Source organism: Brevibacterium sp. UCMA 11754 (assembly GCF_021532275.1).
GTDB lineage: Bacteria > Actinomycetota > Actinomycetes > Actinomycetales > Brevibacteriaceae > Brevibacterium.
In genome coordinates, this window is sequence record NZ_JACBOT010000024.1 from 114,367 (window position 1) to 130,032 (window position 15,666).

Annotated in this window: 12 protein-coding genes and 1 pseudogene; 3 read left to right on the top strand and 10 right to left on the bottom strand. The window is 60.6% G+C overall.

All coding sequences use genetic code 11. From position 1 onward, the window contains the following. Positions 1 to 181: 181 nt before the first annotated feature. Genes HX613_RS12570 through HX613_RS12580 form a run of 3 tightly spaced genes read right to left on the bottom strand, consistent with a single transcriptional unit; the run spans position 182 to position 3,720 of the window. Positions 182 to 1,798, bottom strand: coding sequence for an AbgT family transporter (locus HX613_RS12570; RefSeq protein ID WP_193078925.1), 1,617 nt, complete (start codon positions 1,796 to 1,798; stop codon positions 182 to 184). Between the two features lie 30 nt (positions 1,799 to 1,828). Beyond that, the gene (locus HX613_RS12575; protein WP_193078924.1) at positions 1,829 to 2,989 is read right to left on the bottom strand and encodes an NAD(P)/FAD-dependent oxidoreductase; all 1,161 of its coding nucleotides are present in this window, start codon (positions 2,987 to 2,989) and stop codon (positions 1,829 to 1,831) included. Between the two features lie 26 nt (positions 2,990 to 3,015). Continuing rightward, on the bottom strand, positions 3,016 to 3,720 hold the full coding sequence (locus tag HX613_RS12580) for a GntR family transcriptional regulator (protein WP_193078923.1): 705 nt from the start codon (positions 3,718 to 3,720) through the stop codon (positions 3,016 to 3,018). 281 nt (positions 3,721 to 4,001) lie between these two features. On the opposite strand from HX613_RS12580, the gene HX613_RS12585 reads away from it, so the two are divergent. Beyond that, positions 4,002 to 5,507 (top strand): amidohydrolase family protein, encoded by a 1,506-nt coding sequence (locus HX613_RS12585; RefSeq protein ID WP_193078922.1) that lies wholly within the window; start codon positions 4,002 to 4,004, stop codon positions 5,505 to 5,507. A 66-nt stretch (positions 5,508 to 5,573) separates the two neighbouring features. Here the strand turns inward: HX613_RS12585 and HX613_RS12590 are convergent, their stop codons facing one another. The 7 genes from HX613_RS12590 to HX613_RS12620 all read right to left on the bottom strand — a co-directional run bounded on the left by HX613_RS12590 (position 5,574) and on the right by HX613_RS12620 (position 14,335). Next, entirely contained in the window at positions 5,574 to 7,301 is a 1,728-nt protein-coding gene (locus HX613_RS12590; RefSeq protein ID WP_235345647.1) for a DUF885 domain-containing protein, read from the bottom strand. 73 nt (positions 7,302 to 7,374) lie between these two features. After that, complete coding sequence (locus tag HX613_RS12595; protein ID WP_235345648.1) at positions 7,375 to 8,898, bottom strand: S10 family peptidase; 1,524 nt, start codon at positions 8,896 to 8,898, stop codon at positions 7,375 to 7,377. Positions 8,899 to 8,985: 87 nt separating this feature from the next. Beyond that, the gene (locus HX613_RS12600) at positions 8,986 to 9,795 is read right to left on the bottom strand and encodes an ATP-binding cassette domain-containing protein (protein WP_235345649.1); all 810 of its coding nucleotides are present in this window, start codon (positions 9,793 to 9,795) and stop codon (positions 8,986 to 8,988) included. 2 nt (positions 9,796 to 9,797) lie between these two features. Continuing rightward, positions 9,798 to 10,646, bottom strand: a complete 849-nt coding sequence (locus tag HX613_RS12605) for an ABC transporter ATP-binding protein (protein ID WP_235345650.1) — start codon at positions 10,644 to 10,646, stop codon at positions 9,798 to 9,800. Further along, the gene (locus tag HX613_RS12610) at positions 10,643 to 11,638 is read right to left on the bottom strand and encodes an ABC transporter permease (protein WP_235345651.1); all 996 of its coding nucleotides are present in this window, start codon (positions 11,636 to 11,638) and stop codon (positions 10,643 to 10,645) included. Before HX613_RS12610 ends, HX613_RS12605 begins: the two co-directional genes overlap by 4 nt. Continuing rightward, positions 11,638 to 12,582 carry an ABC transporter permease gene (locus HX613_RS12615; RefSeq protein WP_235345652.1) on the bottom strand — a complete coding sequence of 315 codons (945 nt, stop codon included), beginning with the start codon at positions 12,580 to 12,582 and terminating at the stop codon, positions 11,638 to 11,640. The genes HX613_RS12610 and HX613_RS12615 overlap by 1 nt, the downstream gene beginning before the upstream one ends. Positions 12,583 to 12,589: 7 nt before the next feature. Beyond that, positions 12,590 to 14,335: an ABC transporter substrate-binding protein gene (locus tag HX613_RS12620; RefSeq protein WP_235345653.1), complete on the bottom strand. Its 1,746-nt coding sequence runs from the start codon at positions 14,333 to 14,335 to the stop codon at positions 12,590 to 12,592. Positions 14,336 to 14,588: 253 nt separating this feature from the next. Here HX613_RS12620 and HX613_RS23055 point away from each other — a divergent pair. Together HX613_RS23055 and HX613_RS12625 are read left to right on the top strand one after the other, a co-directional pair. Then, positions 14,589 to 14,768, top strand: a pseudogene (locus HX613_RS23055) (hypothetical protein); the annotation flags it as partial. A 27-nt stretch (positions 14,769 to 14,795) separates the two neighbouring features. Continuing rightward, positions 14,796 to 15,404 (top strand): MurR/RpiR family transcriptional regulator, encoded by a 609-nt coding sequence (locus tag HX613_RS12625; protein ID WP_235345654.1) that lies wholly within the window; start codon positions 14,796 to 14,798, stop codon positions 15,402 to 15,404. The last annotated feature ends 262 nt before the right edge of the window (positions 15,405 to 15,666 follow it).

The window sequence follows — 15,666 nt, forward strand, 5'->3', positions numbered from 1 at the left end:
GCGGGCCTCGCAATTCCTTAAGGTAGGTAACGACGTTGAACGCTGGGCGACAATCGCCACGAAACCCGCGGTACCGAAGAGGTGCACTTCTCTGGAACCACCACTGTGAGCTGCCGAGCCCGCAAATGCTATCGGTGCGAACTGAACCCACAAACGAGTTCGGCCAGCACAGAATCCTGAGTCAGTGAAGCACGACCCCTGGGCCAAGTGGAATGCCTAACAGGTACCACACGCAGAAGAAGATTCCCCAACCGATGAGGATCGCGACCGAGAGCGGAACGGTGAAGGCCATGAGCGTGCCGATACCCGCGTCCTTCCGGTATCGCTGTACGTATCCGAGCGCAAGAACGAAGTAGGCGCTCATCGGTGTGACTGCATTCGTCACGGAATCCCCGATCATGAACGACACCATGGCGGCCTCAGGGCGAACTCCGTAGTACATCATCATAGGCACGAGGATGGGCGCGAAGATCGCCCACATTGCTGAACCACTTGTCACGATCATGTTGATGAACGCCACTCCGACGACGATGACGATGAGCACGACCAAGTGCGGAGCCTCGAGTCTCTGGAGTAGATCTGCACCGTTGACTGTGAGCACGGAGCCGATCCCGGTCCAACTGAAGTATGCGAGGAATTGGGCCACTGCAAAGAAGAGGACAATGACGGGGGCAAGACTGACCACACCCGAGATCATCGCCTCCGGAACAGCTTTGACAGTGGTGAATACCTTGGCGCTGTATCCGTAAACAATTCCCGTCAACGTGAAGAACAGCGAAATGAAGATCGCGATGTTGTCGAGGACCATCGATTCGACCAGCGACTGGCCGGATTCAATGAAAGGTGAGTCCGGCAGCCACAAGATGACTACGACCGCGATGATGAAGACCACTCCGGCCGCTGTAGCCCGGAGCAGGCTGCGAGTCTGGCTGTTATCGAGTGTCATCGACTCGGTGTCTTCCTCCCCCGGTCGACCGCCTGAAACAGCTCCGTTGCCGTTCACTTCTCCTACGGCGGCTCCACTGGCATCCGCGGATTCTTCTCCCGGAATCTTGAAGTCCTCGCGCCGTGCGAGCACGAGTTCCACGACCAGGGTTATGATCGCAGCGAGAAGTAGGGACGAGGTTGCCGAGAAGAAATAGGTTGCCACCGGTGTGATCGAAGCGCTTGAGTCGACCGTCTGGGCCGCGGCGGACGCCAGCGAGGAGCGGATCGCATCGGACGGCGTGACGAGCGGACTCGCATTGAAACCCGCGGAGACCGAAGCGTAAGCCACCATCACGCCAAGGACTGGACTACGTCCCGCAGCCTTGAAGGCCATCGCTCCCAGCGGGATCATCACCAAGTAGGCCGCATCGCCCATAATGTGAGCGATCATTCCGCTGAAGGCGATCGCGAAGGTCACCCACCGTTTGGGCAACCTGATGATCGTCAGCCTGATGAGTGCTTCGAGGACGCCGCTTTTCTCAGCGACGCTCACACCGAGCAGGACAACGAGTACGACTGCCAGGGGCGGGAAGGATGCGAAGTTGTCCAGAGCCGATTCGATAGCGTATTTGAGTCCATCGGTCGACAGCAGGTTTTTGACCTCGACGACCTCGTTGGATTCGGGCAACGTCACTGAGACGCCATTCGTCGAGAGTATCCAACTGACGGCGCCGAGCAGCAGAGCCATGATCCAGAACAGCCAGAACGGGTGCGGAAGCAGATTGCCGATACGCTCGATGAAGCCGATCGCTCGAAATAACAGTGGGAGCCGTTCCGTGGCATCAGGGTCGGCGGTGGTTCGTGAAGTCATCGGTCTCCTTTGATCGACGTGACGAAAGTGTTATTGATCGCCGAGCAGCAATGGCAGATTTACTCCGCCAGCTGTTGACGTGGCATTTTCGAAGCGGGTTGGGCGGAAGCTCTCGAGCAAGTCCTGTTGACTATCAGCGACAAGCTCCTCGGCAGCCAGGCGGCCGAGCAAGGGTCCAAGCGTGATCCCGCTGTGTGTGACGAGGCAATAGGTGCGTGATCGACCCGCTGCGAATCCGGCGATCGTGAAACCGTCTGCGGGCAGAGATCGATAGCTCACACGTAGATCGATCAGGTCGGGCGTTGATTCGTTCGTCACCGCGGTGAATCTCTCAGCCATTACGTTGGCGACTGGCCCTTCGGCTGCTGGCGGGACCGCGGGATCGATTCGCGGGTTTAGGTCGAGAGCCTGGACGACGATCGTACCGTCCTCCCCCGGTCGCAGATTCAGCTCGGGCGTGTGCACGACCGCCCTCACCCGCGTCGAATTCGTCCTCACGTAGCCGAGTAGACCAGTCACCGCCGACCCCCGACCGATCTCGTCGTTCATTGGAGTGTCGAACCCTGAGGCCTGTGCGAGCGCCTGAGTCCAGCGTCCTGTGGCGAGTACGACCCGATCTGCTGAGAGCACCCGTCCATCACCGAGGTGGACCTCGACCTGAGCGCAACCTTCGTCCACCTCGGTGACTGTTCCCCTAATCAGCTTCGCCCCGTGTCCGACAGCGCTCGCGCGAAGGTTGCGCAGAAGCTGTCCGGTGAGCACATATCCTTCTGACGGAAAATGCGCGATCAGTTCGATGCCCTTGGGAACTGAGATGTCCCCGGCGATCTCGCCTACGTGATCGGCTGAGATCAGCTCAGACGGATAATCGAGCTCGGTGAGGCGTGCGATCTTCTCCTCCAGCTGCGGTGCCTGGTGCGCACCGGCCATTTGCAGTCCGCCCGATCGATGGTACGTGCGCGGCCCTGGCAGAGTGTTGGCGAGTCGGGAGTGCTCTTCCATTCCAGCGATGTTAAGTTCGTGATAAGCCGGGTCGAGCTTTCCATTGGCGTTCGTCCAGGCGAAGCTCGTGCCGGAGGTGCCGGCGCCCAGATCTCGAGAATCTACGAGCGTGACGTCGATTCCTGACATGACCAAATTGTCGGCGGTGCTGAGCCCGAGCATCCCTGAGCCGATGACGATGATGTGCATATGCGGTCCCCTGTGATCGTTGTTTGTCAGTTGGCGGGCAGTTCGATAAAGAATTCGGAGGTTCCCGGTCGGACCAAAGTTGCTGTCGTCTCCAGTACTTGATCGTCTGGTGCACGCAGCTCACGGCGACGCCTTAGCGCCGGTGTTCCCGCCTCGCATGTGAGCAGCTGGGCTTCACGGTCGTTGATGAGTGTCGGCTCCAGATAGACGCGAATGGTATCCACATCGACATCATGGGACTGCAAGTGGTCAAGGATGACCAGGTCTTCGAGCTTTTCCCGAAGGATCGTAGGTGCTGCGGAAAACAGGATTACGTGTGTCTCGAGCGCATGCGGACGATCGAGAGCATCGAATTTCAGGCGGACGATTTCAGTGACTGCGGCGTCGGCTTCAGCTCCGGGAAGCGGCAGCAGTGCGTCGGAAGCGACGGTCACCTGGGCCGATAGCACTTCGTGCCGTCCGGGACCACCGTGACGGGCTACGGCCGGGTTTGTGAATGACAGCAGATTGATCTGCTTCCGCGAGGTCGACACAAATGACCCACGACCCTTCTGGCGCACGACCACTCCATCGGCGGCAAGCTCATTGAGCGCACGTTGTGCTGTCGGCCGACTCACCGAGTATTGCGCGCAGAGTTCATTCTCGCTGGGGAGTTTAGCTCCTTCGGGAAGTTCTCCTGAGCGGATCTGCTGTTGAAGGTCGCGCTGGATACTCCGAAACAAATCGTCCATAAGTTGATATTACATCTATCCACTTGTCCTATCAAGTGGACAATAAAAGACGCCGGAACATCGTTACCCAATGTCAAGCAGCACCGTCTTTGCAACGGCGAGCGCTTTCGTGCAGCCCCACGGCTGAACACTGATTTGGCCGCGTACGAGTTCGAAAAGAGAACGAGTTCTGCATGGCGAGCTCGTTGTGCTGACCAGCGAATACTCGGCTAGTGTGAATTGATTCGAACAACTCAAAGGCGAGTGCGCCGATCAATTCCGAGTTCCCTAGGAGACCACCGATGACGTTTGGATCCCAAGCTCAAATTCCTTCCACCGACAGAGCATCAGGCACCGGACCCTACCCCAGGCTCATCCTCCGCGATGCCATGATCGTCGACGGAACCGGCGCTGCCCCATACGGGCCGGCAGACATCCTGATCAAAGACGACAGGATCACCGGAATCTGGGAACCGAACGGTGCGAGTAGCCTCACCGAACGCCCCTCGTCCGACGGCGCGAAAGTCATGGACCTCAACGGCTCCTACGTCTTGCCGGGGCTTATCGACTCCCACGCCCACATCGGCAAACCCGAGCAGGCACCGAACGCCGACTATGTCTACAAACTCTGGCTCGGCCACGGCGTGACCACCATCCGCGAACTCGGTGCGTTCAACGGCCTCGACTGGACCATTTCCGAGGCCCGACGAGCCGCAGCCAACGAAATCGCGGCCCCGCGCCTGCACATCTATCCCGCACTGCGTGCCGGAACCCTCGACGGACCCACCCCGGTCACCGCTGACCAAGCAACCGCGTGGGTCAATGAGGTCGCCGACCGCGGAGCAAACGGAGTGAAGTTCTTCGGCACCTCCCCCACTGTGTTCGGCGCCGCCGTCGAAGCGGCACAAGCACGTGGTCTACGGACCGCATGCCACCACGACCAGCGTCGAGCCGCGCAGGTCAACGCCCTCACCTCGGCGAGGTGGGGACTGAACAGCATCGAACACTGGTACGGCATCCCCGAAGCGATGTTCCGCGACCGCACCCTCCAGCACGTACCCACCGACTACAACCACAACAGCGAACCCCAGCGCTTCAGCCAAGGCGCCCACCTGTGGCTGCAGACCGCCGAGCGCGGCAGCAACGCCTGGCAGGAGACACTCGAGGAGCTCCTCGAACTCGGAACCGCATTGAGCCCGACATTCAACATCTACATCGGGTCCCGCGACGCCGCACGAGTGCGCACCTCCGAATGGCACTCCGACTTCACCTCCCCCACCCTGTGGGAATTCTTCCAGCCCTCGGCCGACAAACACGGCTCCTACATGGGCGACTGGACAAGCGAGGACGAGATCGCCTGGCGCCACGCCTACGTCAAATGGATGTCCTTCGTCAACGACTACAAGAACCTTGGCGGCTTGGTCACGGCCGGATCGGACTCCGGATTCATCTACAAGGTCTTCGGATTCGGCCTCATCGAAGAACTTGAACTCCTCCTCGAAGCGGGGTTCCACCCCCTCGAAGTCGTCCGCGCCGCCACGCTGAGCAGCGCCGCGCTTCTCGGCATCGACGACGAGCTCGGCTCCGTCGAACCCGGCAAGATCGCCGACCTGCTCATCGTCAAGGACAACCCCCTCAGCAACTTCAAGGTCCTCTACGGCCACGGTCATCTCCGCGCCGAGGAGTCCGGCGTCAACCGCGTCGGCGGAGTCGACTTCACTCTGCGCTCCGGCATCGTCTACGACGCCCGGGAACTCCGCGAGCACGTGAAGTCAATGGTCGCCGAGGAGCGAGCGGAGCAGCACTGAGCGACATGGCTCGACTCCGGTCGGACTGAGATCCGACCGGGGTCGAGGTTGTGAGAGACGAAGTCCTCAGTGGCCGGCGGCCGCCTGAGTATGCCGCTCTGCAGCAACCGCGCGGATGTGTCCGCGCACGTGTGCCTGCAACACGGTGAGCGGGACGCTGCCCATCCCGAGCACCGTGTCGTGGAAGTCCCTGATCGAGAAGTCGCCACCCAGCGTCTCCTCGGCCTCCTGCCGCAGCTGCTGAATCGTCAACTGCCCCAGGTAGTAGGCAGTGGCCTGCCCGGGCCAGGAGATGTAGCGATCAATCTCCGTGACGATCTCGTGTTCGGCGATCGCCGTATTGTCCCGCAGGAAGTCCTGCGCCTGCTCCCGGCTCCACCCCAGCGCATGTATGCCCGGATCGACGACGAGGCGCACGGCCCGCCACATCTGGAACGAGAGCATACCCATGCGTTCGAACGGCGTCTCGTACATCCCCATCTCATCGCCGAGTCGTTCGGTGTAGAGGCCCCAGCCCTCGCCGAAGGCCGAGATGTAGAGCCGCCGGAAGTCGGCGAGTTCGAGCTCCTCGGCCAGCGAGATCTGGAACGAATGTCCGGGCGCAGATTCGTGCAGGGTCAGTGCCGGCAGGGAATACAGTGGTCGGGCCGGCAAGTTGTACGTGTTGAGCAGGTACCGGTCGGGAGCACCTCGGCCGAACGTGTCGAATTTCGCGATCTCCGCCGGTGTCTCCATGATGGCGAAGCGCTGCTGTGGCAGACGCCCGAAGTACTGATGGACCATCCGGTCGAAGGCCTTGCACGTGTATGCGGCTTCGGACAGCAATTGACGAGGAGTCGTTGCATAGAACTGCGGACCCGTGCGCATGAACTCGAACAGGCCCGACAGGTCGTCGGGATAGCCGAGTTCGACGGCGACGTCCTCCATCTCCTCCCGGATCTTCTTCACTTCGACCTGTCCGAGGTCGAAGATCTGCTGCGGGCTGAGGTCCGTCGTCGAATACTCCCTGATCTGGGACCGGTAGAACTCGAGACCATCCGGCTGGTCGACCGCTGCGATCGACTCCGGCAGATTCGGCAGATACTCCGTTGTCAGGAAGTCAAGAAGTTTCCGGTAAGCGGGCACGACCTCAGCCGAGAGCACCTGAGCGGCCGCCGCGTGGAGTTCGGTTCGAACCTGTTCGGGCACGACCGCCGGGATTCTTCGGAACGGTCCGAAGAACGACAGCTCGGTGACATCCTCGGCCTTGGCGACGACCCGCACCGGTTCCTCGCGTCCGCTCATGCACACTCTGGCCGGCCCAAAGCCTCGAGCCACCCCGGCCCTCATGTTCTCGATCTGCTGATCGAAGAACCGTGGGATGTCGCCGAGCAAGCTGATGTATGCCCGAGCCGAACCGACGTCTTCGAGCACTAGACGGTAGGCGTCGAAGGCGAGCGTGCGCCAGAAGGCAGAATCCGCCGTGGCAGGTCTTTCCCATATCCTGTATCTCTGCGCCTCGACCAAGGTGACCAACTGTTGGCGGTAGACATCGAAGTCGATAGTCTCTTCCACGGTGAGAGCATCGGTACTGACCGAATCGAGTTTGCCGAGTGTGTCCTCCCACATCTGCTGCCGCCGCAGTTGCGAGGCCTCACCGACATCCGGCAAGAAGTCGACGACGGAGGCCTTCTGAGACAATGATCCGAATTCGGCCTCTCTCCACGTCCACTCCGCATTGATGATGTCGGCGAGCTTCCTGCCTTCGGCTGAAGCCCTTGCATGTGAGCTGCCTCGATGATGGCTCTCGGGCACGTCGATTCTCCTGTTCTCGATGATGATCGTCTTGGTGTGTTGCCGACCAGCTCAGTACGCGTGAGTGTCCGGCTCAGATGGGTTGGTTCGACTCAGGCTTGTCACCGTCTCCGATCGACCAAGCAACGAAGTCTGCGATATCGCGCAGCTGCTCGACCCGGACCTGCTGGTCGACATACATCATGTGCCCGGCCGGGTAGTAGCGACGAACAATCTGATCATGGGACTCATCGGCAATGCGCAGGTGCGCAAGCACATGCTCCGAGGCGGCGAACGGCGTCGCTGAGTCGTGATACCCGAAAGCCACGTAGACCTTGAGATGCGGATTCATACGCATCGCGAAAGCGAGATCTTCGGCAGTGTTGACGGTGGAGTTCTCGAACTCCTTGTACGACCATGGATGGACTCTGGATGTCAGCACCTCGTAGGTGAGGTCCGATTCGTATCCGAGTTCGGCACGCAGCAGATGATTGATTCCCACTGTGTAGGGATACTGGATCGCCGGATACGAAGGGTCGTCGCCAAGCACTTCGGAGGCGACCTTCCCCGGATGCGCGGTGAAGCGAGAGTCCAAACGACCGATGCGCAGTCGCTGATCTCGGAGCAGTTCTGTGAAGAAGGTGAACTCGTCGATGCGAAGGTCGGCCAGTCGGACGAACTTCTCATCGATCCCGATGAGTTCGGCCAGCTTCGCAGCTATCCGGGAGTGTTCGGAGGCCTCGAGTCGGTGTCCGCGCGCAAGCGCTTGGCTGAAGTCCTCATGGGCAAAATCCGTCGCCTCTGCGACCACATCTTCGAGCTCGCGCCCTGGATGTTTGCCGTGATAGTGCGCGATGGCGGCAAACGTCGGCAGGTAGTGGATGTAGGGAGCTTCGTTGCCTTCCGCGAAATCGATCGTGGCGAAATCGAGGACGGCCGAGATGAGGAGGATGCCGTTGAAGGCGATGCCGTGGCGTTTGGCCAGATGTCCGGCCAGGGCCGCGGCACGGGTGGTTCCGTAGGACTCCCCGGCGAGGAACTTCGGTGAGATCCACCGATTGTTCCGTGTCAGCCACAGCCGGATCGCCTCGCCGACGACGTCGCGATCCCCAGTGAACCCGTGGAAGTCCTCCGGCTTCTCCCCCTCTGCGGTGCGGGAGTATCCCGTGGTCACCGGGTCGATGAAGACCAGATCGGCGTGAGCCAGAGTGGTCTCAAGATTGTCGACGAGACCGTAGGGCGGCGGGGTGCGATCATTGACGTCGTTGGCCACCACCCGCCGTGGACCGAAGAGGCCGATGTGCATCCAGGCCGATGACGATCCCGGGCCTCCGTTGAAGACGAAGACGACAGGACGTTGAGCATCCTGACCGTCGTCGGCACCCTCAGCGATGGCGGTGTAGGAGGTGAGGAAGATCTGTGCCTTGGGCTTGAGTCCGGCGAACACGCCTTCCTCGACGATTTCGGAGCCGATGACTATCCGGCCCGCCTGGGCCCGATACCGGAGCAGACCGGCGGGCAGCTGAAGTTCATGGACAGTGGTGACGAAGTCATCGACCGGCTGCGGTAGGTCTGCCGGCTGATTCGTGGGCTGTGACTGAGTCTGTGCATCAGACATGATGGAGGTTAGGTCCTTCACTGTGGGTGGAGATGGTGGAGAATCGGTGGTCGGTGACGATGCTGAGCGCCGAGGTGGTTGTGTCGGTCAGGAACGCTGACCCGTGTCCCAGCGAGGATCGATGCTCGGGACCGCGGAGAGCAGGGTCTTCGTGTATTCGTGCTGTGGGTCATCGAAGATCTCGTCTCGCGGCCCTTGCTCGACGATCCTGCCCTTCTGCATCACGGCGACCTTGTGGGCGATCTGTCGCACGACCGCCAGATCGTGGGCGATGAAGATGTAGGAGATATCGCGTTCGCGCTGCAGATCGACTAACAACTCGAGCACCTGTGCCTGAACCGACACGTCGAGAGCGGAGACAGCCTCATCGCAGATGACGAGCTTCGGTTCGACGATGAGTGCGCGAGCGATGCCGATGCGCTGGGCCTGCCCTCCGGAGAACTGTCGTGGATAGCGAGTGGAGTGGTCGGGGTTGAGTCCGACTCGCTCCATCGCCGCCTTGACCATGTTCCGGTAGCCGCCTGTGGCCGTCCGCTTCTGATAGCGGAGTGGTGCCGACACCACCTCATCGACGGTGTGACGAGGGTTGAGTGAGGAGTAGGGGTCTTGGAATACCACCTGAACCCCGCTGCGAAAGTCCCGCAAGGACGCACCGGAGCGTTGGGTGATCTCCTCACCTTGGAACTCCACCGACCCGGACGTGGGATCGATGAGGCGTGCGATCATCCGCGCCGTGGTCGACTTTCCCGAACCGGACTCTCCGACGATGCCCAGTGTCTGCCGCCGGTGGACATCGAAGGAGACTCCCTCGACTGCAGTGAATTTCTCTCTGCGGCCGGTGCGGAACTCCTTGCTCAGATCATTGGCTGCCAGCAGCGGCGTGGCGATGTCGCTCATGCTCAACTGCCCCCTTTCGTGAGAATGGGCTCGGGAAGATCGACGACGTCGTCGAGGCGCGGTGTCGCTGCGAGCAGCGCTTTGGTGTAGTCGTTGCCCGGGTTCGAGAAGATCTGCTCGGCAGTGCCCTGTTCGACGGTTTGGCCGAATCGCATCACCGTCACATGGTCGGAGATCTGACTGACGACGGCCAGGTCGTGGGTGATGAACAGCATCGCCGCCTGCGTCATCTCCTGCACCTCGGCGAGCAGGTCGAGGATCTGGGCTTGGACGGTGACGTCGAGGGCCGTTGTCGGTTCGTCGGCGATGATGAGGTCGGGTTCGCACACGAGCGCCATCGCGATCATCACTCTTTGGCGCATACCCCCGGAGAACTGATGAGGGTAGTATCCGACGCGGCCGGCGGCGTCGGGGATGCGCACTCGATCCATCGCCTCGGCGGCCTTCCTCATCGCCGCTGCCTTCGTACCTCCCTTATGAGCACGGTAGGCCTCGGCGATCTGGAAGCCGACCGTGTAGTAGGGGTTGAGCGAGGACAGGGGATCCTGGAAGATCATCGCGATCTGGTCGCCGCGGGTCCGCCGCATCGAGGCATCGGACCGGTGGAGCAGTTCATCGCCGTGAAATCGGACTGATCCTGTTGTCGTCGCCTCCTTCGGCAGGAGGCCCATGATCGCCAGCGAGGTCATCGACTTGCCCGATCCTGATTCGCCGACCAGTCCCATCGTCTGGCCCCGTGCGATGTCGAATGAGCTTCCGTCGACGACGACGCCGAGCGGAAATTCGATGCGAAGATCCCGCACGGACAGGACCGGAGCCTCACTTGCCGCTCTCGACGGGTGTGCGCTCATGAGGTGCTCACTCTCACTCGGGGGTCGAGCACCCGGTAGAGCAGGTCGACCACAATGTTGGCGATGATCACGGCGAAGGCTGCCACGAGCGTGACTCCCATGATCACGGGCTGATCGTTGACGGCGATCGCGTCGTAGGCGTATCGGCCGACGCCGTTCAGTCCGAAGACCGTCTCGGTGATGAGGGCTCCGCCCAGCAGGGTGGCGAAGTCGACGCCCAGGAGTGTGACGATCGGGGTCAGTGACGGACGCAGTCCGTGCCGGATGAGGACGGCGCTGCGTCCCAGGCCCTTGGCACGGGCCGTGCGCATGAAGTTCTCTCCCATGGTGTCGATGACATTGGTCCTCGTCAGCCGCGCATACATCGACGCGTACATGAGCGCAAGCACCATCCACGGCATGAGGTAGGCCTGGAACCACTGCACTGGGCTGTCAGTGAACGGGACCACCGTCGGGAACGGCAGCCATTGGAGCTGCACGACGAGGAGGTATTGCAGCACCAGGGCCACGAAGTAGTTCGGCAGGGAGATCCCGGCCAGGGCGAACATCATCGCTCCTTTATCCCACCAGGTGCCTTCCTTCACAGCGCTGATCACGCCTGCAGCCACGCCGGAGAGCAGCCACAGGACCGCGGCACCGACGGCGATGGTCACCGAGACGGGCAGACGATCGACGATCCCCTGCAGGACATCCTGATTGGTCTGGAACGAGTACCCGATGCACGGGGCGTTGCAGTGGACCACCGAGGCACCCGAACCGTAGTCGCGGCCGACGAAGATCGCGGCGAGGAACGTGAAGAACTGAGTGAAGAACGGTTCGTTGAGTCCCAGCTGGTCCCGGATCGCCTCGATCCTCTCCGGGGTGCAGGTCTGGCCGCAGATGCTGGCGGCCGGATCCGGTGAGAGTTGGAAGAAGATGATGAAGGTGAAGAACACGACGAGCAGCATGATGATCAGAGCCGCGAACAGTCGTTTGACGAGATAGATGGCCATCAGAGTCCTCCCGCCCAGATCTTCTGGAGGTTGTCACCGAGCACTGTGAACGACAGCACTGTGAGGAACAGGAACATACCCGGTATGGCGAAGAACATCGGATCGCTGGAGTACCAGGTCACCGCCGATGCGATCATCTGCCCCCACGAGGGATCGGGTGGAGTGATGCCCACTCCGAGGAAGGACAGTCCGGCCTCAGTGGCGATGAACGTCGGCACCGCCAGCGTGGCCATGACGACGATGGTTCCCGAAAGGTTGGGAAGCACTTCCCGGAATACCAGCGGAACCCAGCCGGCACCCGATGTCCGGGCCGCCTCGACGAATTCACGATTCTTCAGTGACAGAGTCTGGCCACGGATCACGCGGGCCGTGGCCGGCCAGGAGAAGAGGCTGAGCACGAGGACGAGGAGCAGAGGACGGTTCCCCTGCGGCAGGGCCGAAAGGATCGCGATCATGAAGATCAGTGCCGGGAACGCCATGAGAAAGTCCATCACCCGGGAGATCACGGCATCGACGAACCCTCCGAGAAAACCGGCGATCACGCCCATAACCACGCCGATGACCATGGTGATCGCGGTTGCGCCGATGCCGATGAGCATCGAGACACGCGCGCCGTAGGCGATCCGAGCGAAGATGTCACGGCCGTTCTGGGGTTCGACTCCCATCCAATGCTCGGCACTGATGCCACCGAACGCGCCGTGCGGCAACCCACCCAGTGCCGGGTCCACGGCTCCTTCGTCGAATTCGTAGGGGCTGTAGCCGGAGAGCTGAGTAATGAGCGGAGCGAAGATCGCGAGGAGGACGATGAAGACGAGGAACCCGGTGGACAGAATCACTGTCGGTTTGCGCAGGATCCGCTTCAAGGTTCCCAGCCCGGGGGAAAAATCCTCCCCCGGGCTGGGCCGACCGAAGTCCTCGACCTGATTCGAAAGCGAAGTAGTCACGAGTGAACTATCCTTCCGGCTTGAGTAGCCCCAGCTGCGAGTAGTCGATGTATCCGGTCTTGGACGGATTGGCGAACGCTCCGCCGACGTTCGAGCCAACGAGCTGCAGAGGGCGCGGGCGGACCAGAGACACGACGGGAGCGAGCTCGAGGACCTGTTCGTTGATCTCGGCATAGGCCGCTGTCTTGTCGTCGAGATCGGGCATGACTGCCGCCTCGGCGAGGGCCTTGTTCAGTTTCGGATCATCGATCTGGGACTGATTGAGGTTGCCGGTCTTCGTGATTCGCTCACCGTCGAACAGGGGTCCCAACAGCGGTTCGCCGGAGAACCAGCCATTGGAGCACCAGCCGGTGATCGCAAGCTCGTTCTGCTGGCTCGGTGTGGCCAGGACCTCGTAGAACTTCGCCTGGTCGATGACGTTGAGTTTGACCTCGATGCCGACCTTCTTCAGTGACTGCTGCACCGCCTCGGCCTGCGCCTGCCACATCGGCAGCGCACGTACGTCCATGGTCAGTTTGAGGTTCTCCGCGCCTGCTTCTTTGAGCATGGCCTTGGCCTTCTCAGGATCGCCCGTGTTTCCCTCAGTGGCGTAGGGATCGGTGTCGTCGTACTGCGGAACGCTGGGAAGCAGCTGGTTCGGTGCGACATCGGCCAGCTGTGGGCCGCCGCTGGCGTTGACCACGCTCGACTTGTCCACAGCCCAGTTGATGGCTTGTCGGACCTTCTTATCTCCCAATGGCTCCTTGGCGTTGTTCATGACCATGAAGTAATTGCAGGAGGGCATGCTCTGCACTGTGCGCTCAGAGAGCTTGGGATCCTGGGTGATCTTCGCGAGGTTGGCCGCGACCACCGGGTTGGTCGACGCCGAGACCGCGTTGGCATCGTCGCCCTGGCCGGAGATCATCCGCTGATCGATCGTGTTCTGATCGAGGCTGACTGTGAACTTGTAGCCGTCTGGATAGGCTGGGCGAATGTCGTCGGTCTCGGCATCCCAGTTCTCGTTGCGGACCAACGTCAGCGACTCGCCGCGCTTGTACTCGTCGACTTTGTACGGCCCCGACGAGATCGGATCCTTCTGGATCTGGTCGACCTTGGTCACCTTGTCCTTCGGGAACGGGGCTCCCGGTGCAGTGGCAACGACATTCGGGAAGTCGGCCATCGGCTTATTCGTCTCGATCGTGATCGTCCGATCATCAACGACCTTGATCGAGTCGAGGCCTTCAGGGTCCTCGAAGACACCCTCGTAGTCCTTGGCACCCTTGACGTAGTTCTGCAGATAGTCGAGGCCGATGGCAAGCGACGGGTCGAAGGCATGTTCGAAACCGAACTTCACGTCTTCCGCCGTGATCGGCGTTCCGTCTTCGAACGTGATTCCTTCTTTGAGTTTGAAGGTCCACTCGGTGGCGTCTTCGTTTGAGGTACCCGTATCTTCGGCCAGATCGCCGACGAGTTCGAGTTCTCCGGACTCTCGGTTGTATTTGTACTGAGTGAGGTTGCGGTAGAGGAGGTTGTAGAGGTTGAGGACGTTGCCGTCGCTGCCCATAGCAGGATCCAGATGAGAGAAATCGACTCCACCCAACACTTCGACGACGCCGCCCTTATGCGGATCACCGGTGTACGAGGCGAAGCCCGTCTTATCGTCGACGACCGATTGAGCGTCCCCGCCCTTGCTCGAACTCCCATTTCCACAGGCGCTCACAAGCATCGTGGCGGCAGCGGCGATCGCAACCATCGACATAGCTCGCTTGTTCATGAAAAGTCTCCTTCGACTGTTCCGTCATGATGCGTGGTTCAGAGTCCGCGAGTGACCGCACCCCACCTCCTGCAGTGTCTGTTGCAACCTCCGCCTCCATCATTACCGCTGTTATCAGCGATAAGACCGGAACTTTAGGCGCTCCAACCGCGAAGAAGTGACCTCAACCACATCTCGTATACAATCAGATCGCAACGTTCATTGCAATAGGAGATTCATAGTGGGAATCATCGCGACATGGCTGGAACACCTCATGTCTCAGCGCAAACTGTCCCCGGGGACAACGACAGTACTCAAGGCGATTGCCGACGATCCCGAAAGAGCTTCGTACTGCAGTGCTGCAGCACTCGCCGAGGCTGCTGGGGTCAACGTCGCCACTGTTGTCCGAGCTGCGCAGGCCATCGATTTCACCGGGTGGTCGGAACTGTCGACTGAGATTCGGAATCGATTTCTCTCGTCATTGGATGCCGACAAACATTTTGTTCGCAACACGACCATCGGCACGGGTCAGGCTGTGAAGTCGATTCGCAAAGATCTCGAGCTCCTCGGTCTTCTTTCAGAGTCACTCTCCGATGCATCAATCACAACAATTGCCGAAATGATCACTTCGTCGCGATCGACCAAGGTACTTGCCACTGGCGCATACGTGGCCCCGGGCGCAGTTTTGGCTCACAATGCACAGGGCCTGGGCTATAACGTGTCGCTCAGTGATGGTTCGACAACAAGCATGATCAACGACGTTCGCCTACTGCAGCCGGGCGACTGCCTGCTGACCTTTTCCATCTGGAAGACCAGTTCAAGCATCGTTCCACTGTGTGAACTCGCCAAAGAACGGGGGGTGCGGTTGATCGTCATTGCCGACCAGCATTCGCAACTGGCCGAACTCGCCGATCAACTCGTCCTTGTCCCTTCCGAAGGCGTCGGCCCGATGGCCTCAGTGACCTGCGCGGTCAGTGTCGCCCAGAGCATCGTGGGTGCGATTGCGAACGTCGACACACAGCATTCTGCCGCGATGCTCGAGGAGCTGCAGACCATGTGGTCGCGCACCCAAGCGGTGATCAGTGACTGACTGCGCGAAGTACGCAACTCCACGATGCCTCAAGGCCTTTCCCCTCACAGACAGGTTCAGTCGTATTTCTCCCGTGACAATCGCAATCAAGAGCACAGAGAATATTGCTGACAATACTCGCCGCCATCCACCATTGCCGACGTAGCTGCCGAATTTGCGTCGCCACACTTTGCCAAGCTGTCATTAGATCCTGGGTAGGGCCATGTTTTCCGATCGCTTGAATCCTGTGAAACTATGATGGCTTGAGGAGCACACACGGAGA

What these genes read in the sequence shown, in the direction of transcription:
- HX613_RS12570 (WP_193078925.1), bottom strand. Translation starts at nt 1,798, where the DNA reads ATGACTTCACGAACCACCGCCGACCCTGATGCCACGGAACGGCTCCCA.
- HX613_RS12575 (WP_193078924.1), bottom strand. Translation starts at nt 2,989, where the DNA reads ATGCACATCATCGTCATCGGCTCAGGGATGCTCGGGCTCAGCACCGCC.
- HX613_RS12580 (WP_193078923.1), bottom strand. Translation starts at nt 3,720, where the DNA reads ATGGACGATTTGTTTCGGAGTATCCAGCGCGACCTTCAACAGCAGATC.
- HX613_RS12585 (WP_193078922.1), top strand. Translation starts at nt 4,002, where the DNA reads ATGACGTTTGGATCCCAAGCTCAAATTCCTTCCACCGACAGAGCATCA.
- HX613_RS12595 (WP_235345648.1), bottom strand. Translation starts at nt 8,898, where the DNA reads ATGTCTGATGCACAGACTCAGTCACAGCCCACGAATCAGCCGGCAGAC.
- HX613_RS12600 (WP_235345649.1), bottom strand. Translation starts at nt 9,795, where the DNA reads ATGAGCGACATCGCCACGCCGCTGCTGGCAGCCAATGATCTGAGCAAG.
- HX613_RS12605 (WP_235345650.1), bottom strand. Translation starts at nt 10,646, where the DNA reads ATGAGCGCACACCCGTCGAGAGCGGCAAGTGAGGCTCCGGTCCTGTCC.
- HX613_RS12610 (WP_235345651.1), bottom strand. Translation starts at nt 11,638, where the DNA reads ATGGCCATCTATCTCGTCAAACGACTGTTCGCGGCTCTGATCATCATG.
- HX613_RS12620 (WP_235345653.1), bottom strand. Translation starts at nt 14,335, where the DNA reads ATGAACAAGCGAGCTATGTCGATGGTTGCGATCGCCGCTGCCGCCACG.